The following is a 26,920-nucleotide window of genomic DNA, read 5'->3' as shown; positions in this document are numbered from 1 at the left end:
AAGATCGGCTTTTTAGAACGGTGTATTTACACCTTTCTTTGACCTGCTTGAATTGCAGTGAGGGCGATGGTGTAAACAATGTCGTCTACCAAGGCACCACGTGACAAATCGTTCACTGGTTTAGCCATACCTTGCAGCATAGGACCAATGCTGATTAAGTCAGCACTACGCTGTACCGCTTTGTAGGTGGTGTTACCGGTGTTTAGATCTGGGAAGATAAACACCGTAGCTTTACCAGCTACAGGGCTGTTTGGCGCTTTACTCTTGGCTACGTTTTCCATAATGGCTGCATCGTATTGCAATGGACCATCAATGATGAGCTCTGGGCGACGTTCTTTAGCAATCTTGGTAGCTTCGCGTACTTTCTCAACATCTGAACCAGAGCCTGAGCTACCAGTTGAGTAGCTGATCATTGCTACACGTGGCTCAATACCAAAGGCTTCAGCAGACTCAGCAGATTGAATCGCAATATCTGCTAGCTGCTCAGCAGTTGGGTCTGGGTTAATCGCACAGTCACCGTAAACCAATACTTGATCAGGCAATAGCATGAAGAAGATTGAGCTTACTAGGTTGTAACCCGGTGCTGTTTTAATTAACTGAAGTGGCGGACGAATGGTATTTGCTGTGGTGTTAACCGCACCAGATACTAGGCCATCAACTTCGTCGTTGGCTAACATCATCGTACCAAGTACAACGTTGTCTTCAAGCTGCTCTTTAGCAACCACTTCGGTTAGACCCTTGCCTTTACGAAGCTCAACCATTGGTGCAACGTACTTGCCTTGGATTTCTGCTGGGTTGAAAATTTCAACATTCTCACCCAACACCACACCTTGTTGGCTCGCGGTGCGTTGAATGACTTCAGGGTTACCTAGCAATACTGGGCGAGCAATACCGCGCTCAGCACAAATAGCTGCAGCAGCAATAGTTCGTGGCTCTTCACCTTCTGGTAGAACAATGCGTTTGTTAGCATTGCGCGCCATTTCTGTTAACTGGTAACGGAAAGCCGGCGGTGATAAACGGCGAGCTCGTGCAGAAATAGCCGTGAGTGACTCAATCCAATGCTTGTCGATGTGACCAGCAACGTAATCTTGAACTAGCTCAATACGCTGAGAATCATCTACAGGGATTTCGGCATTAAAGCTCTGCAGAGCTAGTGACGTTTGCCAAGTATTTGAGTTAATTAGCATTACTGGTAAGCCAGTAGCAAAAGCACCTTCACACAACTTGAGTACTTGAGGCTCTGGTTGGTACCCGCCAGTTAGCAGTAGTGCACCTACCTTAACGCCATTCATGGCTGCCAAACAGGCTGAAACAATCACGTCTGAACGGTCGCCTGATGTAACTAATAAGCTGCCGGCATTAAAGTGCTCAACCATGTTTGGAATACTGCGAGCACAGAATGTTACTCGGCCTAGGCGAGTATCCATGTCACCTTCATTAATGACGGTGGCATTTAAGTGATTAGCTAAATCTCTAGCACGAGGCGCAACCAGCGGGGCGTTCCAAGGAATACACCCTAGAATGCGTAGCGGGCTTTTGCCAAACATTTGCAGTACTTCGAGGTTGGTTGAATGGTCTGATTTGTTATCAAACATTTCAGTAAGATCAGGACGAGTAATTTCGTGCTCGTCGATCGGGGCGCCAACCTTGTTGATGATACAGCCAATGATGCGTTTGTTTTTCAAGCCGCCAAAGTTGTTACATGCGATTTCCATGCGTTCTTTAAGCTGCTGAGAGGTATCGCTGCCTGGGTTTGTTACAAACACCATGTCAGCATCGAGCGCTTTAGCAATACCGTAGTTTACGTTAGTAGCGTAAGGAGATTCCGAGGTAGGAACTAAACCTTCTACTACTACTATTTCGGCGTTAGACGTAGCAGAGTTGAAGCGTGCAACAATACCTTCTAGCAAGTCGTCGATTTGATTGGCACTAATTAGGTTTTCAGCATAAGCCTGAGTGAAGGGCTCTGGAGGAATAATGTTTGACGCTTGACGAATAATTGCGGTAGAACGTTCAGCGCCTTTTTCGCGGCTTTTTGGCTGCGCAATGGGCTTAAAGAAATTAACGTTTACACCATTGCGCTCCATGGCGCGAACCATACCAAGACTGACCGATGTAACACCAACACCCACGCCAACTGGGATTAACATAATTGTACGAGCCACGGCTGTACCTCTTAAGTTAAGTAATAGAACAAGGCTAAGCCACGCTTAGCCTTGATAATGAATGTGTATTAAGCCTGGGTTAATGCAACAGCATCTTGCGCAATAACCATTTCTTCATTGGTTGGAATAACCAAGATTGGTCGGCTTGAACTCGTACCAATATTACCTGAATTACCAAAACGTGCATCTAAGTTGCCTTGCTCGTCTAGGGTAAAGCCTAAAAGACCGAGTTTTTCGATGGTGAGTTTACGTACTAGGGCAGAGTTTTCCCCAATACCACCGGTAAAGACAAGTGCGTCTAACTTACCATCCATCGCTGCCGCGTAAGACATAATGCTTTTTGCTAAGCGGTAGGTAAATACGTTCATTGCACGTATTGCTGGCTCTTTGCCTTCGCCATAACCTTCTTCAGCAAAACGACAGTCGCTACTTGCTTCAGTAAGACCCATAAGGCCAGACTGTTTATGCAGCATGTTGTTTACTTCTTTTAAAGTGTAACCTTCGCGGTCTACCAGGTGGAAGATAATCGCCGGGTCGATGTCGCCACTACGCGTACCCATCACCAAACCTTCTAATGGTGTTAAGCCCATGCTGGTATCAAAGCTAAGACCATTTTTAACTGCACAAATTGATGCGCCATTACCTAGGTGAGCGGTAATAACGTTGGTTTGTTCAATAGGCTGATCTAACATTGCAGCGGCTTCACGCGATACAAACAAGTGGCTGGTACCGTGCATGCCGTAACGACGGATGCCTTTTTCGCGGTATAGCTTGTAAGGCAGGGCGTACAAGTATGAGCTTTCTGGCATGGTTTGGTGGAAGGCGGTGTCAAATACAGCAACGTGAGGCTGTTGTGGGAAACAAGCTTGAGCTGCTCGAATACCAATAAGTGCTGCAGGGTTATGTAAAGGCGCTAGACCTGAACACGCTTCGATACCTTCAACCACTGCTTCATCGATAATAGCTGATTTAGTGAATTTTTCGCCGCCGTGTACAACTCGGTGACCAACAGCAACAATATCGTTTAAGATTTCTGGGCTTGTTTCTAGAATATTTTTTACAATATATTCGATTGCTTCGCGGTGAGCGGAATAAGCACCAAGGCTTGCTTCGTTTTTCTCACCTAGCGCTTTCCATTTAAGGCGCGCATCTTCCAGATTAAAACATTCTGCTAAACCAGAAATAATCTCTTCGCCACTTACTGCGTTAAGCACAGCAAATTTTAGAGAAGAACTACCACAGTTAAGAACGAGTACCAGCTTGTTGCTCATTTATAGACACCTGTTGTTGAATTTGTTCAATTATAGACAGTGGAAGAAAAAACGTTGGGCATAGCGAGACACGTTCCTTCTTCAAAAATTCTACCTCTCACCAAGCCAAATTAGATTTGACCTAGTGCCATGGTCTCAATCAAGCTACACTTAACAAATAAGCTGATCTATATGAAACCGTTTGCCAAGGTTATGATAACCGAAAGCATGTTTTAATCATATATGTCATACTAATAACTAGACGAAAATGTAAAAAAATTACTAGTTTATTGGTTTAAGTCAATTTTAGGTCGCGAGGTGCCCATGGGCAAATTCTCTGAAATGTTAAATGATGGGCGCGAGTACATGAAACGCTGGCCTAACCAGCGAGTACTGGCTCCGATATTTCCCGAGAATAGAGTTATATTTGCTACTTCTTTAGCAATGAAAACCATGCCAGCGATTGCGGTGGTGACTGTAATGATGCCATATATGGCTAATTTGACTGAAATATTACCACAATCTGTGTTGATGGCGACGGTGATCTTTTTGATGCCTTTACATGGTTTATATTGGTTGGGGCGTAGAGCTAATTCTCATTTACCCCCTAGCTTAGCTAACTGGTATCGTGACTTGCATCACAAGTTAGCTGAGGCTGGTGAGAGTATTACCCCGGCGGTTACTCAGCCCCGTTATGCTGAATTAGCTGATTTATTAAGAAAAGCGTTTAAGCGTTTTGATAAGAGTTTTGTATTAGCCGATGAGCTAGATAATCAGTCACGCTGATATATTTGTAATACAAATTCGAAGTTCATTTCAAACTCACTTTGCGCAGCTAACTGCTGCTCAAGTTGTTGATTCTTCTTCCAAGCGAAGGGGGTCATCATGCACAAAGCCTCCATATCTTGGCGATTTAACTCTGCCTCTTCAGCTATTTTTTTCTGTTCGACCAAACGCCAACCTTGCATGGTTTCTGCCTGCTCTGAATGGGCTTGTAGCTCTTTGTATAATAGCTGGCGTAGTTTGGATAAATGCTGAGCCCCAGGCACAACTTTAAGTAAGTAAGCTCCGGGCTTGCTTACTCGTAATAGCTCTTGTTCGTCGCTAGGTGCAAATACCCGCATAACACAATCAACACTGTTATCTGCAATAGGAAGGCGATGATTGCTGGCGACAAAAAACTGTGCCTGTTGGCAGCGTTTGGCCGCCATTCTTATGCCGTCTTTGGCAATGTCTATGCCTGTGACAGACTCCGCTTGTTTTTGCCCTTGGCAAAGAGCGTCGGTGTAATAACCTTCGCCGCAGCCAATATCCAAGATATGTTGTACTGAGAATGGCGTAAGCGCTTGGTTGATGGCCCTAGCCAAAAAGGCAAAATGCCCTTGGTTAAGAAAATGCTGACGTGCCTGCAGCATTGCTTTGCTATCACCTGGCTGCTTTGAGTGTTTGTGCTGTACCGCCAATAGGTTGGTATAACCTTCTTTGGCTTGATCAAAACAATGGCCATTTTCACAGGACCATTGTTTGTGTTGTTTGCTCAAATTAGCTTGGCAAATCGGGCAGATTATCATTTACGCAGTAACCTTTGTTTCGAGAAAGTGCTAGTAGATCACTTTTGAGTGGTACTGCAATAAAATGTCTTTGATGGTTTCCATGGTTTCTTTACTCGGCGGTTTAACACCCGCAAGTGGGTAATCTTCGCCCATGGCGGTCCATTTATGCTTGCCTAGCTCGTGGTAGGGCAGCAGTTCAATTTTTTCTACGTTATCGAAAGGCGCTAAAAATTTGCCGAGATCATGGGCCGATTGCTCATCATCGGTAAAGCCCGGCACAACCACATAACGGAGCCACGTTGTCTGGCCAATTTTGTGTAGGTAGCGAGCAAAGTCTAAAGTACGTTTGTTGCTTACGCCAACGAGATCTTGGTGAACATCATCGTGGATCTGTTTAATGTCTAGCATGACTAAATCAGAGACTTCCAACAGCTCATCAATGACCTCGGTATGCTTGCGCACATAGCCGTTGGTATCTAAACAGGTATGAATACCTTGTTCTTTACACGCTCGGAATAAATCACGTACAAACTCAGCTTGTAAAATGGCTTCGCCACCACTGGCGGTTACACCACCACCACTGGCGTTCATAAAACGTCGATAAGGGGTAAGGTCACTCATTAAGTCACTTACGCTTACTTCTTTACCGTCGTGTAAGTCCCAAGTGTCTCGGTTATGACAATACTGGCAGCGCATTAAGCAACCCTGCATAAATACAATAAACCGGATCCCTGGTCCATCAACGGTTCCGCAAGACTCAGTAGAATGAATTCGCCCAATCTTTGACATTTGTTTCTCCAAAAAAAAACCTTGCCCAAAAACTTGGGCAAGGTTAATTATAACCGTAGTCTCTGCTAAGCAGAACTACTTAACGTTCAATTAGATACTTTGTGTGAAAGTACGTGTAATTACGTCTTGTTGTTGCTCTGGCGTTAGTGAGTTAAAACGCACTGCGTAACCAGAAACACGAATGGTAAGCTGAGGGTATTTCTCAGGGTTTTCCATTGCGTCAACTAACATTTCGCGGTTCATCACGTTAACGTTTAAGTGTTGGCCACCTTCAACGTCAGCATTGTGATAGAAGTAACCATCCATCAAACCCGCTAAGTTAGATTTTTGAGTATCGTCGTCTTTACCCAGTGCATTTGGCACGATAGAGAAAGTGTATGAGATACCATCTTGTGCGTTAGCAAACGGCAGTTTAGCAACCGAAGTTAATGATGCTACTGCACCTTTCTCGTCACGACCGTGCATTGGGTTAGCACCAGGAGCAAAAGGAGCACCTGCTTTACGACCATCAGGAGTAGTACCTGTTTTCTTACCGTATACAACGTTAGACGTAATAGTAAGAACTGACTGAGTAGGAATCGCGTCACGGTAAGTTTTAAGCTTACGGATCTTAGTCATGAAGCGGTTTACTAGGTCTACAGCAATATCATCTACGCTATCGTCGTTGTTACCAAATTTAGGGTAGTCACCCTCAATATCGAAATCAACAGCAATACCGTCTTCATCACGAATAGGCTTAACTTTAGCAAACTTAATTGCAGACAGTGAGTCAGCAGCAACCGATAGACCAGCAATACCACACGCCATTGTACGGCGAACGTCACGATCGTGAAGAGCCATCAATGATGCTTCGTAGCTGTACTTGTCGTGCATGTAGTGAATACAGTTAAGTGCGGTCACGTATTGCTCAGCTAACCAATCCATGAATGTGTCTAAGCGACCCATTACATCGTCGTAGCTTAATACTTCGTCAGTGATCTTGTCAGACTTAGGACCAATTTGAATCTTAAGCTTCTCGTCTACACCGCCGTTTATTGCGTAAAGAAGAGTTTTAGCTAAGTTGGCACGAGCACCGAAGAACTGCATGTGTTTACCAACAACCATTGGTGATACACAACAAGCAATTGCGTAATCATCGTTGTCGAAGTCACTACGCATTAAGTCATCGTTTTCGTACTGGATTGACGACGTATCGATAGATACTTTGGCACAGTATTTCTTGAAGTTAATCGGTAATTGCTCAGACCATAGAACAGTAATGTTCGGCTCTGGAGAAGGACCCATTGTGTAAAGTGTGTTCAAGAAACGGAAAGCTGTACGGCTTACAAGTGTACGACCATCGGTACCCATACCACCCATTGATTCTGTTGCCCAGATTGGGTCACCAGAGAACAAGTCATCGTATTCAGGAGTACGTAGGAAACGAACCATACGTAGCTTCATTACCAAGTGATCTACTAGCTCTTGAGCTTCAGACTCAGTTAGCGTACCAGCTGCGATGTCGCGCTCGATGAATACGTCTAAGAAAGTGGTAGTACGACCAAACGACATTGCAGCGCCGTTTTGAGATTTAACTGCGGCTAGGTAGCCGAAGTAAGTCCACTGAACTGCTTCTTTAGCTGTAGTTGCTGGACCAGAGATATCACAACCATATTTAGCTGCCATTTCTTTGATTTGAGCTAAAGCGCGGTGTTGCTCGCTGATCTCTTCGCGAAGCTTCATTGTTGCTTCAAGATCTGAACCGTTTACAAAGTCAGCTTCTAAAGAGCGGTGCTGCTTAACTTTGTCAGCCATTAGGAAGTCAATACCGTAAAGTGCTACGCGACGGTAATCACCAATAATACGACCACGGCCATATGCATCTGGCAAACCAGTTAAAACGCCAGACTTACGGCATTTCATAATAGAGCCAGTGTATACGTCGAATACACCTTGGTTATGTGTCTTACGGTAGTCTGTGTAAATCTTGCTTACCATTGGATCTAATTCGCGATCGTAAGCTTTACAAGAACCTTCAATCATACGAATACCGCCGTTAGGGATAATCGCACGTTTTAGTGGCGCTTCAGTTTGAAGACCAACAATTGTCTCAAGATCTTGGTTGATGTAACCCGCATCGTGAGAAGTGATGGTTGAGATAACTGAAGTATCGAAGTCTACCGGCGAGTGAGTGCGGTTTTCTTCTTTAATGCCTTCCATAACTTTGTCCCAAAGCTGATCCGTAGCTTCGGTGGCGCCAGCTAGAAAGCTTTCATCGCCTTCATATGGAGTGTAGTTAGCTTGAATAAAGCTACGAACGTTAACTTCATTTTGCCATTCGCCGGCTGTAAAGCCTGCCCAAGCACTAGCAAAAACATCGTTCTTCTCTGCCATTTTTTGTCCCACCTATAAGTTGGTATACAAATGAATATTCTATGGTTTAAACAATAGCGATAATGCCGCTATTGTCTGTTCTTGGAACAAGTATAGTGCTTGTTCCAAGAGGTAAAAAACTTTAACTCTATAGTAGTGCTGGAATGCCGTATTTGCCTTCCAACATACCTACCGCCATCATGGCGACAAAACAAATCAACAATACTGATGCTGGGATAATGATACGGTCCGCAAACGATAGTTTCTTCGGACGTTCTTTATCACCAATCAAACCATTGTTATCAAGTAACATGGTTAGAGCCCAAGCCAATACTGGGTTAGTTACTGCAGCTGCAAAGATACATATACCAGCAGATTGTGAATCTTTAGTATCTTTAATCATTTGCATGCCGGCTTCTAATAACGGTAAGAATACACCTACTAATAATGCAATCTTCATTACTGGAGGCCATACAGCCACATCCATTGGGAAACCTAAGATTGCAATAATGATACACAATGAACCTAGCAAAATTGCGCCGCCAGGAATTGGGCGTTTAGCAATGGCTGCAGGAATCATGTACGTACCCCAGCTAGACGTGATGTTACCGCCACCTACTGCTGTACCTACGATTTGACGTACAGAACAGGTCGTCATGGTGTCATCTACATCCATTAGTACTTTGTCTGTACCGCGTGGGTAGTTTAACTCTTGGAAAATACGGTGGCCTAAGAAATCAGGAGACCACATTGCTACCGCTAAAATAGCGAACGGTAATGAAGCAATAAAGTGTTCTGCATTAGGTAAACCTAACTGCCAACCTTGCTCAGTAGAGCCCCACCAGTAAACAGGGTTTAGGTTTGGTAAGCCCATTTCTGTTTTAAAGGTAAGGTCGAAACCAGCACCAAAAGCTAAGGCAATCACTAGACCCATTACCGCACAAGCTGGAATAGCTAACCAACGCTTACCCACTTTAGCTAAGAATGCGTACAGCACGATGGTAGCGGCTAATACCACTAAGCCCACATAACCCATTTCGCCTGCTGCAATGCCTGCATCAACTGATTCTAGCCCTTTAGCCCATGATTGAATGTCACCAATCATTGACATGGTGCCGCCAAAACCTAAGAACACTAATAAGCCGCCGGCTACCCCTTCACTGGTTAAGTTCACCAGTTTAGAACCACCTTTAAAGAAACTTAATAGTAAGCCGAATACGCCCAACAGAATCGCTAAGGCCAGTGGGTGAGCACCCGCTAAAGCAATCGCGCCAATTAATGGAATCATTGGGCCGTGGTTACCGGCTAAGTTCGCCCGTGGATTAAATATTCCAGAGGCCAATACACAGAACAGCAATGCAGGTATAAGCATTTCTACTCGCGCCACTTCAATGGCGAACTCAGTACCTAGGTTGATGTGATCCCAACGCTCGGTTAATCCGTCTGCCCAAGCCATCATTACTGCAGAGTACATGGCGATAATGCCAATAGTACCGGCAATGGCTGGAACCAAATCTTCCCATTCAAAGCGGAAGTCACGACCTGGTAAATTTAAACCCCAGCGACGAGGTTTCATGATTTGTAGTTCGTGGTCTAAGTAGTCAGAGCGAGTTTCAAATTCAGAAGCAGGGCGGTGTGCTTCGGAATAACTCAGCTCTTCGTCTTGAGACTGGTGGTTGTTACTAGACATAGTTTCCTCAAAAACAAAAATAAAAACTGATTAATCGCAGATGCTTAAATTAAGTAGCTTTAAGCCTGAGATCCTTCTCACTGGCGATAATCGTCTCAACAGGACGAACAACATATAAGGATAGTGAGTATAAAAAGTGAAATAACTGCATGCAGTTTAGCGTAAAAAGTGCAGTGGGTAACTGTAGTAAAGAAACATTAAAGAAATACAAAATACGGCGACGATTAAGCGGTGAAGCGCTGTTTGCTATGTCCGTTCTTTTGCTGTTTGCTACCACAACATCTGCCTTCTACTTTAGTTAGCGAAATTGTATCAAAGTAAGCAAGTTTTGGAATTTGATCTACATCAAAAAAGCCCATAATTTGTGTAATTTTACTACTTTTTTGTGGGTTTTGCGGGATGAAATTCTGCTTAATTCTGATTATTCTGTAATTTACTTACTAAAGTTGTGGTTGTTAGATTGAGAGCTAAGTCACTTAAATAGACTTCTAACACAGGCTTCTTTTTACAAAAAAATAACAATTCTTTGGGGCGTATTAGCTCACACCCGCAAAAACCTTAATAAGCTAAAATTTTGAGCTAAAATTCTAAAACTGAAAATAAATGCGCTAGCTTGGCTTGTGAGCATATAACTATGCAATCTGCTTGAATATAAAGATGCTGACAATTTGGCTTATTAGGGTGTTTTGTAATCATAAGAGCGCTAGATGCCCCATAAAATGTTGAGTTTTGTCTTTTGCGGTGATACTTTTTGTTGGGTTGAACGTGTAACAAATGATTTAACAATCGTACGCGCCTCAGGAATTAGGCATGGTTGCTGCTAGCAGTCATTAACAAGGTAAAAAAATAACTATGAGTGAAGTGGCTGCACTAGAAGCTTCAAATATCCACAAGGTATTTGGTGATAATGAAGTACTAAAGGGCATTGACCTTACAGCAAACAAAGGCGACGTAATTTCTATTATTGGCTCTTCGGGCTCTGGTAAAAGTACTTTTCTACGTTGTATGAACTTACTTGAGATCCCCACTCAAGGCGAAATTTTGGTTCATGGTGAGCAAATTGGCTTTAAGCATTTGCGTAACGGTGAACGCTTACCTTCCGACAATAAGCAAGTTGAACGGATTCGTTCTCGGCTCTCAATGGTGTTCCAAGGGTTTAACCTGTGGTCACACATGACGGTATTAGAAAACATTGTTGAAGCACCCATTAACGTATTAGGTATCCCCAAAAAAGAAGCCACAGAGCACGCTGAAAGTTTGTTAGAGCGGGTTGGCTTGTACGATCGTAAAGATTACTACCCCGCGCACATGTCGGGTGGTCAGCAGCAACGCGCAGCGATTGCTCGTGCGCTAGCAATGAACCCCGAAGTGATGCTATTTGATGAACCTACGTCTGCATTAGACCCTGAATTAGTGGGCGAAGTGCTTAAAGTGATGCGCAGCTTGGCAGAAGAAGGCCGCACCATGTTAGTGGTTACTCATGAAATGGCCTTTGCACGTGATGTCTCTAACCAAGTACTGTTTCTCCATCAAGGTATTGTTGAAGAACGAGGCTCACCGAAAAAAGTTTTTGAAAACCCAGATTCTGAGCGTATGAAGCAATTTCTAGCGCCAAAATACTAAAATTATAAATATGGAAGACAAGCGTTTATTCGCTTAAAGCAAACAACACGGAGTAACACATGAAAAAAACACTAGTCGCGATGATCGGTGCTATTGCACTAAGCACCACTGCAGTTGAAGCAAAAGATTGGGAAGTTGTACGTTTAGCAGTAGACGTGCCTTACGAACCATTTGAGTATAAAGCGCCAGACGGCTCTCTAACTGGTTTCGAAATCGATCTAGGTAATGCGGTTTGTGAAGAAATGAAAGTGAAGTGTGAGTGGGTTATTCAGGCATGGGATGGCATTATTCCAGGTTTGTTAGCACGTAAATATGATGCGATTTTCTCATCAATGTCTATTAACGAAGAACGCGCTAAAAAAGTACTATTCTCAGAGGCTTACTACAACACGCCTACCGGCTTTTTTGGCCCTCAAGCTAGCGCGGTTGATCCTGCCAAGCCAGACACTCTTAAAGGGCTACGTGTAGGTGTTCAGCGCGGTACTATTCAAGATACTTACGCTACCGACAACTACTCAAAAGTTGCTGACATTAAACGTTACACTACTGGTGATGACCTAGTGGTTGATTTACACGGCGGCCGTTTGGACGTTGTTGTTATCGATTTCCCTGTAGGTGTAAGTACTATTCTTGAAGTAGAGAAGGGTGCTGAATTTAAAGTACTTGGCGACAACGTACAATTGGGTGAAGGCGTTGGTGTAGCTGCACGTAAGCGTGACGGCCAATTGATTGAAATGTTCAATAAAGCCTTAGCTACAGTTAAAGCTAACGGTACTTACGACAAAATTAACGACAAATACTTCGAATACAGTATTAAAAAGTAAGCCTTGCACTACCATTAACCCGAGCAATGCTCGGGTTAACTTTCTAAGAGACTCATTATGTTAGATCTTCATGGTTACGGCCCTTCCATATTTATGGGGGCAATTATCACTATCGAAGTGGCCTTCTTATCATTGGCGGTAGCATTGGCTTTAGGGATGTTAGCCGCGGTAGCGCGTTTATCTAAAAATCGAATTGCGAATTTTATCGCTGTGGCTTACACCACCATTATTCGCGGTGTACCTGATTTGGTGTTAATGCTACTCATCTTCTTTGGTGCTCAAATCGGCGTTAATGCTGTTTCTGATTGGGTATACGACAATTTTGATATTGAATACTACATAAATATTAATGAGTTTGTCGCTGGCGTAACAACCATTGGATTTATCTTTGGCGCTTATATGGCAGAAACTTTTCGCGGAGCATTTTTAGCGGTAGATAACGGCCAGATAGAAGCAGGCAAGGCTTACGGGATGAGTGCCATGCAAGTGTTCCGTAGAATTACTGTGCCGCAAATGATGCGTCATGCTATTCCGGGGATTGGTAATAATTGGTTAGTGCTGGTTAAAACCACTGCCTTAGTGTCGGTGATTGGTTTAGCTGACATGGTCCGCTTAGCTAAAGAGGCTGCTGGTGCAGTGCATGAACCTTTCTTATTCTTTATACCGGTAGCATTTGTTTATCTTGCGCTGACCAGTGTGTCTGAAATTTTCCTCAAGCGTTTAGAGATTCGATTTAGCGCTGGAACGGTAAGGTAGGCGATTATTATGTATGAATCTATCGAAAACTTACTCGCCAACAACGACATCTTCACCCTCACCACGGTTCTAGGCTATTGGGACGGTTTAGTTATGACCGTGCAGTTAGTCTTTTTATCATTGATTTTGGGTTTGATTCTGGCGGTACCGCTAGCCATTCTTCGCGCCTCAGATAATCTGTTAGTTAGTCGCAGTGTGTGGCTATTTACTTATGTATTTCGTGGTACGCCGTTGTTGATTCAGCTCTATATAATTTATTACGGCGTAACCTACATTGAAGGCATTCAAGAGTCGATGTTCTGGCCAATTGTGCGAGAAGCCTTCTATCCATGTTTATTGGCCTTTGTGCTGAATACGGCTGCCTACACCACCGAAATCTTCCGTGGCGCGATTGTGGCGACGCCACGTGGCGAGATTGAAGCAGCTAAAGCTTACGGTATGTCTGACGCTAAAGCGATGACGCGTATTATTTTGCCTAGTGCTTTACGTAGAGCATTACCCGCCTACAGCAACGAAGTCATCTTTATGCTGCACGCTAGCTCGATTGCCAGCATTGTTACTATTATTGATTTAACTGGTGCCGCTCGCGATGTTTATGCCAAGTATTACGCGCCGTTTGAAGCATTCACTTTTGCTGCATTGATTTATCTCTGTGTCACTTTTTTACTGGTGTTTGGATTTAAGCAGTGGGAAAAACGTTGGCACCGCCATTTACGGCCATTAAGTTAATTATTGAAAGGGGCGAAAGCCCCTTTTGTTTATCAGCTCAACAAGAATCACATCATGCTTACTCTGCTTAAAAATGCTCAGCTCTATTCGCCAAGTCCAAAGGGTAAAATGGACTTACTGATCGCCAATGGAAAAATTGCTGAAATTGCTCCACACATAGAGCTGAAAAGTAATCTAGCTGTGTTTTCCACCTTGGATTTGGCTGGCGCAATTTTAGCGCCGGGGTTTGTTGACGCGCTAGTGCATTTTACTGGCGGTGGCGGCGAGGGTGGTTTTGCTTATCGTACCGCTGAGTTAAGTTTTGATGAAGCTGCGCCAACAGGCGTGACCACTTTGGTCGGTGCCTTAGGTACCGATAGTGTCACCCGTAGCCCCGCACAAGTGTTGGGAAAGGCACGTGAGTTAACGGCGCAGGGTTTAAGCTGTTATTGCTACACTGGCTCTTATCATTTGCCAGTGAAAACCATCACCGGCTCGATTGAGCAAGATATCGTACTCATTCCCGAAATGATTGGGGTGGGTGAAATTGCTATTGCCGACCACCGAGCCAGCCAAGCCTCGGTTCAAGCCTTTATTGAAGTGGCCGCCGAAGCGCGTGTTGCTGGCTTATTGGCAGGTAAAAAGGGCATCAGTTTTTTCCATGTTGGTGACGGTAAAGGCAAACTGAGCATGTTAAGAGAGATTATTAAGCAATCCGACTTATCAATCACTCAGCTTTACCCTACACATTGCAATCGCAATCAAGCCTTGTTTAACGACGCATTAGCTTTTTTGAATGAAGGCGGAGCCATCGATTTCACTACCAGTACTATTCCTCAGTTTATCGAAGAAGGCGAGGTAAGTTGTCCTCAAACGCTCAAAACCATTGTTGATAAGGGCTTAGATTGGCAACGGGTGAGCTTTAGCTCTGACGCCAATGCGAGTTTGCCTCTGTTCAATTCAGAAGGCGAATTAGTGGGCATGCAAGCCGGTAAACTCGAGAGTTTGTATGAAGCGGCGAGGCAAGCTGTTCAGGATTATGATGTTCCTCTAGAGGTTGCTTTGTCGGTGATCAGTGCCAACCCTGCTAAGATTCTGGGGCTTACTAATAAAGGTCAGCTTGCCAAGGGATTTGACGCCGACATGGTGGTATTGAACCCCGATACACTAGAGATCAAGCAAGTGATTGCTAAAGGCCAGAGTATTTGGGCTAAATAAGCCAAGTGCCTCGGGTCGTTTTTGGCTAAGGGCTAGGGCATAATAGCTTCAATTGGATTTTTAGCAGAAGTAGCCCTATGACGTTTAAAGGATTTACTACCCAGTTGGTACATTGCGACCGCTTAGCTGGTGTAGAAGACGGTGCAGTACATGCACCTATTCATAACTCAGTGCCTTATGGATATGCCGCCACACAAGATTTAGTTGATGTATTTCAAGGCAAACAAGTAGGGCATGCTTATGCTCGTCAATCTACTCCTACCTTAGATTACCTGCAGCGCAAAATTGCCATGTTAGATGACAGTATAGGCTGCTTAGTATTTGGCACAGGCATGGCGGCAATTGGCACAGTATTTCTTACTCTGCTAAAAGCGGGTGATCACATTGTTGCTAGCCGCTTCTTATTTGGCAATACCAGCAGCATTTTTGGCACCTTAAAAGGTTACGGAATCGAAGTTACTTTGGTTGATGCCACCGATGCAGATGCGGTAGAACAGGCTTGCCAAGCTAACACCAAAATGGTGTTTGTAGAAACCATTGCTAACCCTGCAACTCAAATTGTTGATTTAGCGGGTATCGGCGAGCTTTGCCAGCAACGTGGTTTACTTTACGTGGTAGACAATACCCTAACGTCTTCTTATTTGTTCCAGCCAAAAACCGTGGGCGCTAGCTTAATCGTTACTTCGTTATCCAAGTACGTGGGTGGCCATGGCAATGCGCTAGGCGGCTCGGTAAGTGATACTGGCTTATTTGATTGGACGAATTACCCCAACATATTTGAAGGTTATCGTAGCGGTGACCCTAAAATGTGGGGCATTAATCAGATTAAGAAAAAAGGCCTGCGTGACTTTGGTGGCGCCCTTTGTTCGCAAACGGCTCATTTATTATCGGTGGGTGCGGAGACAATGGCGTTACGTATGGAGCGCCAATGTGCCAATGCGCTAGCCTTAGCTAAGATGTTAGACGCTCACCCTAAAGTGGCCCAGGTGTATTACCCTGGTCTGGAACAACATCCGCAGCATCAGCGTGCAAATGACTTGTTCAAGCATTTTGGCGCATTAGTGAGTTTTGATTTAGTTGACGGAATTGATTGTGCAGAATTTTTAGATAAAACTGAAATTGTGATTAATGCTACCCACCTTGGTGACAATCGCACACTCGCTTTGCCGGTAGCTCAAACTATCTATTTTGAAATGGGCTTAGCTGCTCGCCAAGAGTCTGGTATTAGTGAAACAATGATCCGCTGCTCTATTGGTATCGAAGACACCGAAGATTTGCTGGCTGATTTTTCTCAAGCGCTTGCGCAGTTTTAGTTTGGTAGTGATTGTTTGAATAAAAAAGCCTTGGCAATGCCAAGGCTTTTTTAATGGAATTTATTTAGTGTCGATGGAGATGAGCTCTACATCGAAAACCAGGGTTGAACCCGGAGGGATAGAAGCCACGCTGCGGTCGCCATAGGCCAGTTGACTAGGAATGAAAAAACGGAATTTTTCGCCTGCACTCATGTATTGCAAACCCTCTGTCCAGCCGGCAATTACTTGACCTAAAGGAAATTGAGCTGGGCGGCCGCGATCAACTGAGCTGTCAAAGACCAGTCCGCTCAATAAGGTGCCATGATAATGTACCGTTACGGTACTGTTGGCCGATGGCTTTTCATCACTATTAACCACATCTTCCAATACTTTATATTGCAGGCCGGAGTCTGTGGTAATAATGCCGTCTTCTTGGCCGTTTTTACTTAAGAAATCTTGGCCTAATTGGCGGTTTTGTTTAGTGGCTTTCGCGCTGTTATTGGCGCGTAAAATAAACAAGATTACAAATATCGCCAGCACCGCCAGCACAACAAATTTCAATGTATTGATCCTTCTCTGTTTTTATTGCTAATCAATGATTAGCGGAAAGCTTAGCCTAAGACTAAGCCAAAACGCTTCATTTTTGTAGATTGATTTGCTGTGGTTTTTTCTAGGGTGGTTAGCGGGTCATTTTTTTTACAAATACCACCACAAAAAGCGCAATAATAAAACTCCCGCTAAAGGCCTCAATAGCGGCAAAAATACGTGAAAAACCTACTGGGGTAAAGTCGCCGTAACCAAGGGTGGTAAAGGTGACCACGCTGTAATACAGACACTCAAAAAACGCGACAATATTGCGTCCAAGGCTTTGGCTTAAGTCTAAAGATACAACATTGCCGTTAAAATGAATCCCGGTAAAAAAGTAGACCACTGCACAACTTAAAATAATTAGTAGCGAGGTAAGTACAACCCTCATTGGTTGCTCGCCATAACCACACACCAAATCCACCAGTTTTGAGATGGCGCGCTTATAAGAGTATTTGGGCATTTGGTAGCGGCGCATGGTGAGTTCTTTTTTTAGAAATATCCCTGCGGTGGTAAATAAGCCTTCTGATTCTGCGGTTTTACGTAAACAGCGGTAAACTTCTTCGGCCTGCTGGTAGTAATCTGCCATTGCATCTTTGTCTTGCTGCTTCTCTGCAGCGCTGCCAAGCTGTTCTTGCAGCACTTTTTCTCCCACACAAAGACTGTCGCATTTGCACAAGTCCATTTTTGCACCCAGCAAGTTGGTTTTGGTTAGGTTGGCATGATTGAGGTTAGCATCACGTAGGTCGGCTTTCATTAAGCTGCCGTGTTGCAGGTTAATGTTAAATAAGTGGGCACCTCTTAGGTTGCTACGATAAAGGTCTACGCCGGTCATGTCGTAGCCTTGTTTATTGTTGTAATTGACTAAATCGATGCCTGCTAGGTTGGCTTTTTTTAAACTGATACCACGCAACATTCCGCCGCGTTTCGCGTAGCTTTCGAGCTTTTCTTTTATCTCGTCACCGCTTTTATCTTCGTCTGGGTCATGCCAAAAACACAAACCACTGCTTAAGGCTGGCTCTGTACAGTTTGCACCAGAGCTGTCTTGATATAAACATTCAGAGCATTTCGCCATTGCTTGTAATTTCCTGTCGCTTACCAACAAACTGATTATTAGCTAGTTTTTAAGCTTGCTTAATCATAAGTGTATTGCAAAAGCGGGATTTTGCGAGCATGGCAGCACTAGCATGTTAAGTACCTTGGCGGTGCTTATTGTTGAGCAATGGCTATTTGTTTTTGCTACCTAGTTGCTGAAACTCACTTTTCAGGGTTGAGTAACGTTCGGCGTGGTTATCGTTGAGTTTCAAGCCGTCGAGCAGCTTAATTGTGGTTTTGCAGTCGGTGAGCAGTTGGCCACTAATGCCTTTTTGTGATTGGTTTAATTGTTTAAGTATTGCTTGGATCTTGTTGAGAATGGCACCAGTGTTGCCAGGAGCCACTTGGAGCGCTTTGTCAAAGAAGTTAGTGGCTTCAATGTAGCGACTCTCTTCGTAAGCCTCGATACCCATTTTGTTGTATTCGCGGAACTGGCCGAGTTTCAATTCAAAATCTTCAGCTCTCAGTACTTTTTGGGCCGAAGAGAGTGAAATCGGGTCTATATCTGCTCGTTTTTCTAACTCTTCAGCAAAGGGCATCGCATATTCAAACTCTCCCACTGAGTTCAACGTTAGAAAGGTATCGGGTAACAGTTCGCCGCTTACTTTACTGGGTTCTTCTAACAAGCCTTCGTGGCTATCAAATAGTAAGCGCTTGGCTTTGTTCATTTCGCCTTTAGTAGCATGCACACGAGCTTGGCTAATGCCTTCAAAGGCGTCAAAGTTAAAGTCTTCGTCTTTACCTTCTTCACGGCGGGCGTGAAATAGCACCGAGTTTACTTCTTGTAGCAGGCGGTTTTTACGGTATAAGTCATCTTCATTCTGAGCTTCATCAATCAGGCTACGAACGTAATTACATAGATGATGTGGACCACGGTGAATGGAGCGTCGCGCTAACTGTAAAATGGTAGAGAAGGTTTCTTTAGCTAAGGTAAGGTCACCTGCTTCCATGGCCAGTTCGGCCAACAACTGTTGGCGTTCGATACTGTTTACTGCCAGCTTTGAGGCTTTAAGCACTGTTTCCAATGCTTTGTCGGTTTCGCCTTCGGCGCGATAGGCGCGGGCTAACCAGTCGTAACCAGTAAGCAATAGCGGGCTTTCGGTTACTGAACGGCTAAGTGTATTAATTGCGCTTTTATTGTCTTTAAGTAACAAGTGCACTCGGCCAAGTGTTGCCTTAGCCCAAGTTTGTTTGCGTTCTTCGAGTATGGTTTCGAGAGCCACTTTGGCGGCTTCAAATTCACCTAAGGCAATTTGAGCCTCTACCCGCATGTTGCGGCAATAATTAGTGTAGCGACTTTCAGCTTCAATCTGTTGATCACATAGCTCAATGACTTTGGTGTAGTCTTTCTTCGCTAATGCTTGGAAAACTTCACGCAGGCTTTGGCGTTTAACATGGGCTCTGGCTAAGCGATTATGTAGTTGAAACTGCGAGAAAGGTTTAGTGATAAATTCATCGGGCTCCATCTCTAACGCACTTAACACCATGCTTTTGTTGTTATCACCGCTAATGATAAAAAATAGAGCGTCTACTTCTAATAGTTGGCTAACTCTTAGCTCTTCAAGTAATTGGCCACCGTTTTTGCCGGTGCCTAAATTGTAATCAACCAACAAAATGTCAAATTTTCGTTTACGACAGGCTCTTACTGCAGCTTCGCCAGTATTGGCAAAAAAAACATCGTTTGCGCCAAAATTTTGCAACATAGCCTTAAGCATGACCTGAAACGCTCGTTGGTCATCAACAATAAGTATTTGCTTCCCGCTGTAATTGTATTGCGCTGCCATTTATGAGTTTTCTGATCACTTTTCGCTATCCTAGCATAAGTTTATCTCGGTTAAAGCAGAGAAGGGCGCAGAGAGTTAGTTGAGTAATACTATCGTTTATTTGATCTTGCCAAACTGGCCGGAATTGATTTAATATTAATCTGTTGGTGAGACTTTTGGTCTCACCAACGCTGAGTCAAAGCCAAACTTGGAGTGATCCAAGGTCGGAAAGTTACAGATCTTAAGGCTTATCCTTAAGATGGCTGGACCGCCTTAGTTGAGTGGTTAGATTTGCACAATGTATGTCTTTCTACTTAGTAAGTTAGTCTATTTACCGTTTATTACTTTCCGTATTTGGTTGGAACGCCAAGCTAAATTTAGCTTGGCGTATTTGTTTCTCTTCTCCTTTTGCCCATTCGTTTCAGTTTATTCTCGCCTGCAATAGCTCTTATCTAACTTGAGCTGTGTTTTTCTGTGCCTGTGGGTTTTGATCAAGCGAAGATGTGACGATTGGCATTTATTGCGGGCATAAAAAAAGACACCCTAAGGTGTCTTTTTTTAACAAATATGGTGGAGGGAGGTGGATTCGAACCACCGAAGCTTTCGCGACAGATTTACAATCTGTTCCCTTTGGCCACTCGGGAACCCCTCCTGCTTGTGGAGCGGCATATTACCAGAACAAAGTGGGCTGTAAAGTAAAAATAAGCAGATTTTTACTGACTGACTACTGTTTGCTTATTATCTGCGCGTTTGATGCGAATAGGCTAAAGTTTTGGCCTGCTTTTCCGATAGCTAGAGATAGAACCGGAGGGGCAATATGTTAGTTGAACAAATTAGAAATAGCAGCTTATGTGACGAACTGCAGTTAGGCGATACGCTTAACCAAAGTACCGCTCATGGTGAGCAAGCGCGTTTTCATTTGTTACTAAGCATGTTGAGCCAAAACGTTTGTGACCAAGCTCAGTTTTCGATGCAGAAGCAAAATCGAGAGCAAATTCAACAAAGCCTTCGAGATAAGTTTCAATTAGCGAATCGGCGCCCCTTGTTAGCACAAGACGATGAGTTTGCTGTGCAAGCCAATTGGAGCAAGAGAGCGCAAGCGGGAGATATCAGCAGTATTCGCTTAGAGCAAGCTTTAGGAGGCTATGCAGCCTATGCTGATGACAGCGTTGAAGGCGTGCCCGTTGAAGTCATCAATAACGTGGACTTACTCACACGTTTAAAGCACTCAGTAGCCAAGCAACCTAAGCAGCAAGAAGTAGATACTGAAGTGAAAGGCGTGGATATGTATAAGGTACTAAGTGACTTTGATTACTCAAAGCCACTTAAGGTGCAGTATTTTAACTAAAAAATAGTTAATTAACGAAATACCACGGTACGATTTCCGTAGACAAAAACTTTCTCGTCTAATACTTGCTGCAGGGCTTTACTTAATACCGCTTTCTCAACATCACGTCCCGCTTTAGCCATTTCTTCAGCGCTGTATGAGTGATCCACATGAATAACATGCTGTTCAACAATCGGCCCTTCATCTAAGTCGTTATTTACGAAGTGAGCAGTAGCGCCAATAATTTTCACACCACGGTCGTAAGCCTGTTTATAGGGCTTAGCACCAATAAACGCCGGCAAGAACGAGTGGTGGATATTCAAAATTTTGTTATTGAATGCTTCTACAAAGGCTGGTGTAAGAATACGCATGTATTTAGCTAATACTACGTAGTCTGGCTGGTATTGTTGAACTACTTCAATCACTTGTTGCTCATGTTCTTCGCGGCTTAAATCTACATGGCTAATGTGATGGAAGGGAATATCGAACTTTTCAGTCAGGGTTTGCAGGCTATCGTAGTTACCAACTACCGCGGCAATCTCTACATCCATGTCTCCGTATACCGCTTTCATTAGCAAGTCACCCAAGCAATGGGCTTCTTTAGTCACCATGATCACGATGCGTTTACGGCCTGCGCTTTCTAATCGGCGAATACTACCAGCAGGTAAAGCACCGTCTAAATCGGCTAACAGGGTTTTATCGTTAAAGTAGCCCTCTAGCTCGGTGCGCATAAAGAAACGGCCGGCAGCATTATCAACAAACTCGTTGTTTTTAATGATATTAAGTTGGTGCTTAGCACAGATGTTGGTAATGCTCGAAATTAAGCCTTTGGCATCTGGGCATTCGGTTAAAAGGATTTTTCTTTCCATTGTCTTTTCGATTTATTCAGTTTTAAAGTTAAGATTTCTTACAGCACTGCTTTAGCTTTTTGCCGCTATTACAGGGGCATTTAGCATTGCGAGCCAAAGACTTAGGCGCAAATTCGCCATCGGTATAAAACCAGCGATCTTGGCTTTTTACAAAGTTAGAACGCTCGTGCAAAATGTTTAATTGATCATGCTCTTGGTAATAGGCTTTAAATTCCACTATGCCAGCTAGGCCATTGGTAAGGTGGCAGCTAAAGAGAATTTGTAGCTTCTTCCATTGATTTTTTTCGTCTTCGCTAAAGGCGCTAGGCGCATCACCTTGACGAAAATCAGGGTGGTGGGTTTGCCATAGATAGTTAGCATCTCCAAGTGTGAAGGCGGTGTAGCGCGAACGCATTAATTGCTCGCAACTAACAGGCTTGGAAGTACCGTTTATAAAAGGCTGGCAGCACTGATGAAAATCACTACCGCTGCCGCAAGGGCAAAGTAACACCGGAAGACCCCAAATTTGACCAAGGGCGAAGTGTAGCAAGAAGCTGCCCATAAGGCAGCTTAATATTGGTTAGAGTTTACACATTGATGAGCTAAATTTGCGCTTAGATAAGGTTATTAGTCGCATATGTTGCTAATTGCGGGTCAAAGCGTTGGCCTGCGCGTTGCTCAAGCTGCTGTTGTAGTTGCTCACTGTTGCTGTACTCAGCCAAAAATACCGCCAGTGCAATGATTCGAGCGAAGGGGTGGATAGCTTCGGCTGCTAGGCCTAAAGGCTGGCCGCTACCATCCCAATATTCTTGATATTGGTTCGCCACTATTAAGGCGGCGTCTATTATCATTTGAACGCTGGGATCTTGAAGATACTCAGGTAAGCCGCAGTGCTCAGAAATTCTATTCCAGCTATCTTTATTAAGCATATTACAGCTGAGCAGCACATCGGGCAGGCCCACATTGGCTAAATCATAAAAGCCTGCAATTTGACGTAGGTAAAGGCACTCTTGAGGGTTTAGCTTTAACGCGGGCGCTAGCTGCTCACAGTTGCTTTCAATAGTGCGCTGTAAATCTGTTTTGGGGCGTTCGCTTTGAATACTTTGGTAGATCATTTCGACTAGCTGTAGTTGACCGTGAGCCAATTGCTTTTGTAATTGACGGTTCTCTAATCGTACCGAGGTACTTTGAATATAAAAGCTTAAGGGTTCGAATTGCGGCTGGTCTTGCTCTGTCCAACCTTCTAAATAAAACATCATTGGTTCGCTATCACTATTCGCTAAATAAAACAGCGCATTACCTTCTGCGTATTGATGTTGTTGAGTTTGTTGAACTTGGTTTATCAGGTTTTGGATCCGATTGGGAAGCTCATGTAGATTGTGAATTTCTTTTAAATAGTCCAACTTACCTTGGCTATGTAAAACACATAGTTTTGAGCGATAAACGCTAATCGCCATTCCACTAATAGAGACATTATTAAGTTGTTTGCTAAGTAAACTTGATAGCTCTTCAAAGGCACTGGTGGCCAGCTTTTGTTCGTTTTCACAATTGGCTAAGTGACTAGAAGAGTTTATCACCGCACGCAGGTTGTTGCGTTGCAAATGCAGTTCTGTGATTTCTTGATAAGCCCTCAAAGAAGCACACATTAAGGTGTCTAAGTTTACATCACTAAGCTCGGTTTTATTTTTGTAATCACTGACATCATATCGACGAATAACATCTCTAATAGGCGCTAAACCGGGTTGGCCAGTCCGTAAAATAAGACGGATTTCGTGATTATTTAAACGTTGACGAATATCATCAATCAACAGTAAACCAGCGTCATCACTTTCCATCACTACGTCTACTAAGGCGATTGCTACGTCGGCATGGTTGCTGAGTAGCTCGTAAGCTTCGGCGGCGTTGTAGGCATCAATAAAAGTCAGTTTGCGCTCTTGGTAAGAAAAATTATTAAGCACCAGCTTGGTTACCGTGTGCATCTCGCTGTCATCATCAACAATGAGCACCTTCCAAGGCGTAAGCTCTATTGAGTCATTGGCGGCTTCGTCTTCTTCATCAAACAAAAATAGCTCTGCACTATCATCCATCGCGACGCTCCCCACAAAATAGATTAAGACTTTTATCATCAGTATAGAAAATTCCTAGAGTCTTCATGGATATTTTTCTTAAAACCCGATATTAAACACGCTAAGCTAAAGGGATTGCGTATACCTTGCTAGGAAATTGATTTTGCATAATAAATTTGTCATTGAAGCCTTAGACTCTGGATTGGCTGAAGCCCTGAAAAACAAGATTAATTTTAAAACCAAGCCGCAAGGTTCCTTAGGGCAACTTGAAGACTTGGCCTGCCAGATTGGCCAGATTCAATCTACCCTAGAGCCTGAGATTCGTAAGCCTAAAATGATTGTGTTTGCTGCTGATCATGGGATAGCGAGTGAAGGGGTGAGCGCCTACCCACAGGCTGTTACGGCGCAAATGGTGCAAAATTTTGTTAATGGTGGCGCAGCAGTTAATGTGTTTTGCCGCCAACACCGCCTCGATTTCGAAATTGTAGATGTAGGCGTGGCTGAATTATTGTCAGAAGAGGGGATTGAGTGTTGCAAGGTAGCGCCAAGTACCCAAAGCTTTTTAACGGGTGATGCAATGAGCCAAGCACAATGCATTCAAGCCATTGAAGTGGGCGCAGAGCGGGTAGCACAAGCCGCACGAGAAGGCTCTAACTTATTAGCTTTTGGGGAAATGGGCATTGCCAACACGGCTAGTGCGGCAGCGTTAATGGCGGGTTGTTTACAGCTTGACGTTGCAGAGTGCGTAGGCCGCGGGACTGGATTAGATGACCAAGGCTTACAGCATAAAGTCACAGTGTTAGAGCAAGCTCTAAAGCACCACCAAGGTGACTATAGTGCTCAGCAGTGGCTGGCTAAAGTAGGTGGTTTTGAAATTGCGGCTATGGTGGGTGCAATGTTAGAAGCTGCTCATCGCCGAATGGTTATTTTAGTGGATGGATTTATTTGTTCATCAGCAGCTTTAGTAGCCAGCCAAATCAATCCTTTAGTAAAACAATACATGGTGTTTTGCCATCAAAGTGCCGAGCAAGCACATCAGCGTTTATTAAAAGCATTAGGTGCCAAGGCCTTGTTAGATTTGTCTTTACGTTTGGGCGAGGGCAGTGGGGTGGCGTTGGCCTATCCGTTAGTGTGTTCGGCAGTTCACTTTTTAAAGGAAATGGCTTCATTCGATTCCGCCGGAGTTAGCCGTGAGCATAGCTAAGCTGCTTAAGCATGAGCTTAATCTGCTGTTTAACGCCTTAAGTTTTTTTAGCCGAGTACCGGTGCCTCACAGTGTCACTTACAATGCGACCAGTTTAAGCCAGTGTGTGGCTTATTTTCCTTTTGTAGGCTGGTTAGTCGCGTGGCTTAGCGCAGCGGTAATGATTGGCTTGATCCCGGTATTGGGTGCGCCTTTAGCGGTGTTGTTGTCGATGGTAGCCAGTTGCTGGGCCACTGGCGCATTTCATGAAGATGGTTTTGCAGATTGCTGCGATGGCTTTGGTGGCGGTTACCAAACCGAACAAATACTCACCATTATGAAAGACTCCCGCTTAGGCACTTATGGTGTGCTGGGTTTGTGTTGCATGTTGGCGTTAAAGTTTTCCGCCTTATTAAGCCTTAGCCAGCAATTGTCGATGATGAATCTGTTATTGGTTATCTGGCTTGCTCATAGTTTAAGCCGCTTTAGCGCGGTGTTACTGATATGGCGCTTAGATTATGTGCGCGAGCCATCTGAGCCAAGCAAAGCTAAAGCCGTCGCGCAGTCTATTGGGCGTAAAGAACTGGTGCTTGCATTATGTTGGGTAGCTGTTCCGGCACTCTTAATCAGTACTCATGTTTTGGCACTTGCTCTGATAAGTAGTTTGGTCGTTACTGTGCTTTGGGGCAGATACCTTAAGTTAAAGCTTGGTGGGTATACTGGCGACGGTTTAGGGGCTCAGCAGCAGCTCGCAGAAGTGATGATTTATATTGCCTTGGTGGCTGGGTTAAATACCGGTGTATTGGTGTGACCCGAGTATTATTGATACGCCACAGCGCTCCACTGATTGCGCCAAATCATTGTTACGGCCAGTTAGATGTCTTAGCCGAATCGACAGGCTTAACACAGGCGGTGACTAAACTCAGCCCTCAGCTTGCTGCATTATCTATCGATAGGGTCATTTGCAGCCCACTACAGCGTTGCTCACAGTTAGCTGACGCTTTGGGGTTAGCGAAAGTAGTAGAATATCAAGCTTGGCTCAAAGAGATAAATTTTGGCCTTTGGGAAGGGCAAAGCTGGGATACTATTCCAGCCACGGAATTACAAGCTTGGGCCGATAATTTAAGCTCTTTTCGCTTAGGAAAAACCGGCGAAACAGTGACCGAGTTTCGAACGCGAGTATTGAATGCATGGCTGCAACTGTGCGCACTTCCAGAGCAAGAAAACACCATAGTATGCATCTGCCATGCGGGTGTTATCCGCACCATTGTGGGAGAGGTACAAAATTTAGCTATCGAGCAGTCTATGAAGCTTCCACTTAACATGGGCTCACTCACTAGCCTTAAGATCCATTCTCAAGGAGTTACGCTTGAATACACCAATCGTTAGTTTTTTTACAGCGGTAGCGCTGAGCTTTTCTATGCCGAGTGCGTTTGCTCAAGAACAAGCTCTGGGCGGCGCTGAGGCGGGTTCACCCAAAGTGAATATTATTGGCAAGTGCTGGCAGCGAGACACCAAGCCAGACGTAAACAAATGCTTAGAAAACAGCTTGGCGCAATTGGACCATCAAGTGCGGCAACGTTTAGTGGCGTTAAATCATCAAGCTGTTGAATTGGAATCCATTAGTGAAGGCGCAAGAGGGATCGTGAGTGCACTAGATAACGCTAAGATTGAGTTTGGTGAATTTAGACGCTCTTTGTGTGAGTGGGAACGTTTAATGATGGCTGGAGGCAGCGGATCTGGTAGCCAATATTTAAGTTGCGAAATAGAGCTCACTCAGCATTGGTTAAGTCGTTTAAGTCAGTGGTAGTGCTGAGTTAAAATGGATACAGC

The 26,920-nt window shown here is 44.2% G+C and carries 24 protein-coding genes, 1 tRNA gene and 1 riboswitch; of the genes, 12 read left to right on the top strand and 13 right to left on the bottom strand.

The genetic code is table 11. From position 1 onward, the window contains the following. Positions 1–26 precede the first annotated feature (26 nt). Together pta and Q4549_RS17505 are read right to left on the bottom strand one after the other, a co-directional pair. Complete coding sequence (gene pta / locus Q4549_RS17510) at positions 27–2,165, bottom strand: phosphate acetyltransferase (protein WP_303516023.1); 2,139 nt, start codon at positions 2,163–2,165, stop codon at positions 27–29. A gap of 68 nt (positions 2,166–2,233) precedes the next feature. Beyond that, a complete protein-coding gene (locus Q4549_RS17505; RefSeq protein WP_137672626.1) occupies positions 2,234–3,436 on the bottom strand; it encodes an acetate kinase in 1,203 nt (400 codons plus the stop codon). 303 nt (positions 3,437–3,739) lie between these two features. Between Q4549_RS17505 and yfbV the strand changes: the two genes are divergently transcribed. Further along, positions 3,740–4,201, top strand: a complete 462-nt coding sequence (yfbV, locus tag Q4549_RS17500) for a terminus macrodomain insulation protein YfbV (RefSeq protein ID WP_137672627.1) — start codon at positions 3,740–3,742, stop codon at positions 4,199–4,201. On the opposite strand, the gene rlmA is transcribed toward yfbV, so the two are convergent. The 4 genes from rlmA to Q4549_RS17480 form a co-directional block, all read right to left on the bottom strand. Beyond that, on the bottom strand, positions 4,189–4,986 hold the full coding sequence (gene rlmA / locus Q4549_RS17495; RefSeq protein WP_303553633.1) for a 23S rRNA (guanine(745)-N(1))-methyltransferase: 798 nt from the start codon (positions 4,984–4,986) through the stop codon (positions 4,189–4,191). The two genes, yfbV and rlmA, sit on opposite strands and share 13 nt — an antisense overlap. A gap of 30 nt (positions 4,987–5,016) precedes the next feature. Beyond that, entirely contained in the window at positions 5,017–5,757 is a 741-nt protein-coding gene (gene pflA, locus Q4549_RS17490) for a pyruvate formate lyase 1-activating protein (RefSeq protein WP_303553635.1), read from the bottom strand. Between the two features lie 90 nt (positions 5,758–5,847). Then, entirely contained in the window at positions 5,848–8,130 is a 2,283-nt protein-coding gene (pflB, locus tag Q4549_RS17485; RefSeq protein ID WP_137672630.1) for a formate C-acetyltransferase, read from the bottom strand. Positions 8,131–8,257: 127 nt separating this feature from the next. Continuing rightward, complete coding sequence (locus tag Q4549_RS17480; protein ID WP_303553636.1) at positions 8,258–9,799, bottom strand: DUF3360 family protein; 1,542 nt, start codon at positions 9,797–9,799, stop codon at positions 8,258–8,260. Between the two features lie 861 nt (positions 9,800–10,660). Here Q4549_RS17480 and Q4549_RS17475 point away from each other — a divergent pair. From Q4549_RS17475 to Q4549_RS17450, 6 genes are all read left to right on the top strand, one after another. After that, entirely contained in the window at positions 10,661–11,422 is a 762-nt protein-coding gene (locus Q4549_RS17475; RefSeq protein WP_303553741.1) for an ABC transporter ATP-binding protein, read from the top strand. Positions 11,423–11,481: 59 nt separating this feature from the next. Continuing rightward, positions 11,482–12,246, top strand: a complete 765-nt coding sequence (locus Q4549_RS17470; protein ID WP_137672633.1) for a transporter substrate-binding domain-containing protein — start codon at positions 11,482–11,484, stop codon at positions 12,244–12,246. A 57-nt stretch (positions 12,247–12,303) separates the two neighbouring features. After that, complete coding sequence (locus tag Q4549_RS17465) at positions 12,304–13,002, top strand: ABC transporter permease (RefSeq protein WP_303553637.1); 699 nt, start codon at positions 12,304–12,306, stop codon at positions 13,000–13,002. A 9-nt stretch (positions 13,003–13,011) separates the two neighbouring features. Then, the gene (locus Q4549_RS17460; RefSeq protein WP_303553638.1) at positions 13,012–13,731 is read left to right on the top strand and encodes an ABC transporter permease; all 720 of its coding nucleotides are present in this window, start codon (positions 13,012–13,014) and stop codon (positions 13,729–13,731) included. Between the two features lie 54 nt (positions 13,732–13,785). After that, complete coding sequence (gene iadA / locus Q4549_RS17455; RefSeq protein WP_303553639.1) at positions 13,786–14,928, top strand: beta-aspartyl-peptidase; 1,143 nt, start codon at positions 13,786–13,788, stop codon at positions 14,926–14,928. A 77-nt stretch (positions 14,929–15,005) separates the two neighbouring features. Next, entirely contained in the window at positions 15,006–16,241 is a 1,236-nt protein-coding gene (locus Q4549_RS17450) for a cystathionine gamma-synthase family protein (RefSeq protein ID WP_303553640.1), read from the top strand. 60 nt (positions 16,242–16,301) lie between these two features. Here Q4549_RS17450 and Q4549_RS17445 read toward each other — a convergent pair whose 3' ends face one another. The 4 genes from Q4549_RS17445 to Q4549_RS17430 form a co-directional block, all read right to left on the bottom strand. Continuing rightward, positions 16,302–16,781, bottom strand: a complete 480-nt coding sequence (locus tag Q4549_RS17445; protein WP_303553641.1) for an FKBP-type peptidyl-prolyl cis-trans isomerase — start codon at positions 16,779–16,781, stop codon at positions 16,302–16,304. 118 nt (positions 16,782–16,899) lie between these two features. After that, positions 16,900–17,880, bottom strand: a complete 981-nt coding sequence (locus Q4549_RS17440) for an ion channel (RefSeq protein WP_303553642.1) — start codon at positions 17,878–17,880, stop codon at positions 16,900–16,902. Positions 17,881–18,031: 151 nt separating this feature from the next. Then, positions 18,032–19,684 carry a tetratricopeptide repeat-containing response regulator gene (locus Q4549_RS17435; RefSeq protein WP_303516049.1) on the bottom strand — a complete coding sequence of 551 codons (1,653 nt, stop codon included), beginning with the start codon at positions 19,682–19,684 and terminating at the stop codon, positions 18,032–18,034. A gap of 170 nt (positions 19,685–19,854) precedes the next feature. Continuing rightward, positions 19,855–19,939: riboswitch (cyclic di-GMP riboswitch) on the top strand. 292 nt (positions 19,940–20,231) lie between these two features. Further along, positions 20,232–20,315 (bottom strand) — tRNA-Tyr (locus Q4549_RS17430). Positions 20,316–20,480: 165 nt separating this feature from the next. Here Q4549_RS17430 and Q4549_RS17425 point away from each other — a divergent pair. After that, positions 20,481–21,011: a VC2046/SO_2500 family protein gene (locus tag Q4549_RS17425; protein WP_303553643.1), complete on the top strand. Its 531-nt coding sequence runs from the start codon at positions 20,481–20,483 to the stop codon at positions 21,009–21,011. 11 nt (positions 21,012–21,022) lie between these two features. Here Q4549_RS17425 and purU read toward each other — a convergent pair whose 3' ends face one another. The 3 genes from purU to Q4549_RS17410 are packed head-to-tail and all read right to left on the bottom strand — an operon-like array spanning position 21,023 to position 23,925. Beyond that, on the bottom strand, positions 21,023–21,859 hold the full coding sequence (gene purU / locus Q4549_RS17420; RefSeq protein WP_137672642.1) for a formyltetrahydrofolate deformylase: 837 nt from the start codon (positions 21,857–21,859) through the stop codon (positions 21,023–21,025). Between the two features lie 28 nt (positions 21,860–21,887). Continuing rightward, positions 21,888–22,400 carry a YchJ family protein gene (locus tag Q4549_RS17415; RefSeq protein ID WP_303553644.1) on the bottom strand — a complete coding sequence of 171 codons (513 nt, stop codon included), beginning with the start codon at positions 22,398–22,400 and terminating at the stop codon, positions 21,888–21,890. 52 nt (positions 22,401–22,452) lie between these two features. After that, positions 22,453–23,925 carry a DUF3369 domain-containing protein gene (locus tag Q4549_RS17410; protein WP_303553645.1) on the bottom strand — a complete coding sequence of 491 codons (1,473 nt, stop codon included), beginning with the start codon at positions 23,923–23,925 and terminating at the stop codon, positions 22,453–22,455. 142 nt (positions 23,926–24,067) lie between these two features. Here Q4549_RS17410 and cobT point away from each other — a divergent pair, with 142 nt between their 5' ends. From cobT to Q4549_RS17390, 4 genes are read left to right on the top strand one after another with little or no spacing between them, the layout of a single operon-like run. Continuing rightward, entirely contained in the window at positions 24,068–25,108 is a 1,041-nt protein-coding gene (cobT, locus tag Q4549_RS17405; RefSeq protein WP_303553646.1) for a nicotinate-nucleotide--dimethylbenzimidazole phosphoribosyltransferase, read from the top strand. Then, positions 25,095–25,898 carry an adenosylcobinamide-GDP ribazoletransferase gene (locus Q4549_RS17400; protein WP_303553647.1) on the top strand — a complete coding sequence of 268 codons (804 nt, stop codon included), beginning with the start codon at positions 25,095–25,097 and terminating at the stop codon, positions 25,896–25,898. The genes cobT and Q4549_RS17400 overlap by 14 nt, the downstream gene beginning before the upstream one ends. Continuing rightward, positions 25,895–26,476, top strand: coding sequence for a histidine phosphatase family protein (locus Q4549_RS17395; protein WP_303553648.1), 582 nt, complete (start codon positions 25,895–25,897; stop codon positions 26,474–26,476). Before Q4549_RS17400 ends, Q4549_RS17395 begins: the two co-directional genes overlap by 4 nt. After that, on the top strand, positions 26,457–26,897 hold the full coding sequence (locus Q4549_RS17390; protein ID WP_303553649.1) for a lysozyme inhibitor LprI family protein: 441 nt from the start codon (positions 26,457–26,459) through the stop codon (positions 26,895–26,897). The genes Q4549_RS17395 and Q4549_RS17390 overlap by 20 nt, the downstream gene beginning before the upstream one ends. The last annotated feature ends 23 nt before the right edge of the window (positions 26,898–26,920 follow it).

Source organism: Agarivorans sp. 2_MG-2023, assembly GCF_030548085.1.
GTDB lineage: Bacteria > Pseudomonadota > Gammaproteobacteria > Enterobacterales > Celerinatantimonadaceae > Agarivorans.
The sequence above is the reverse complement of the archived record's forward strand: the minus strand, read 5'-3'. Positions and strand labels throughout refer to the sequence as shown.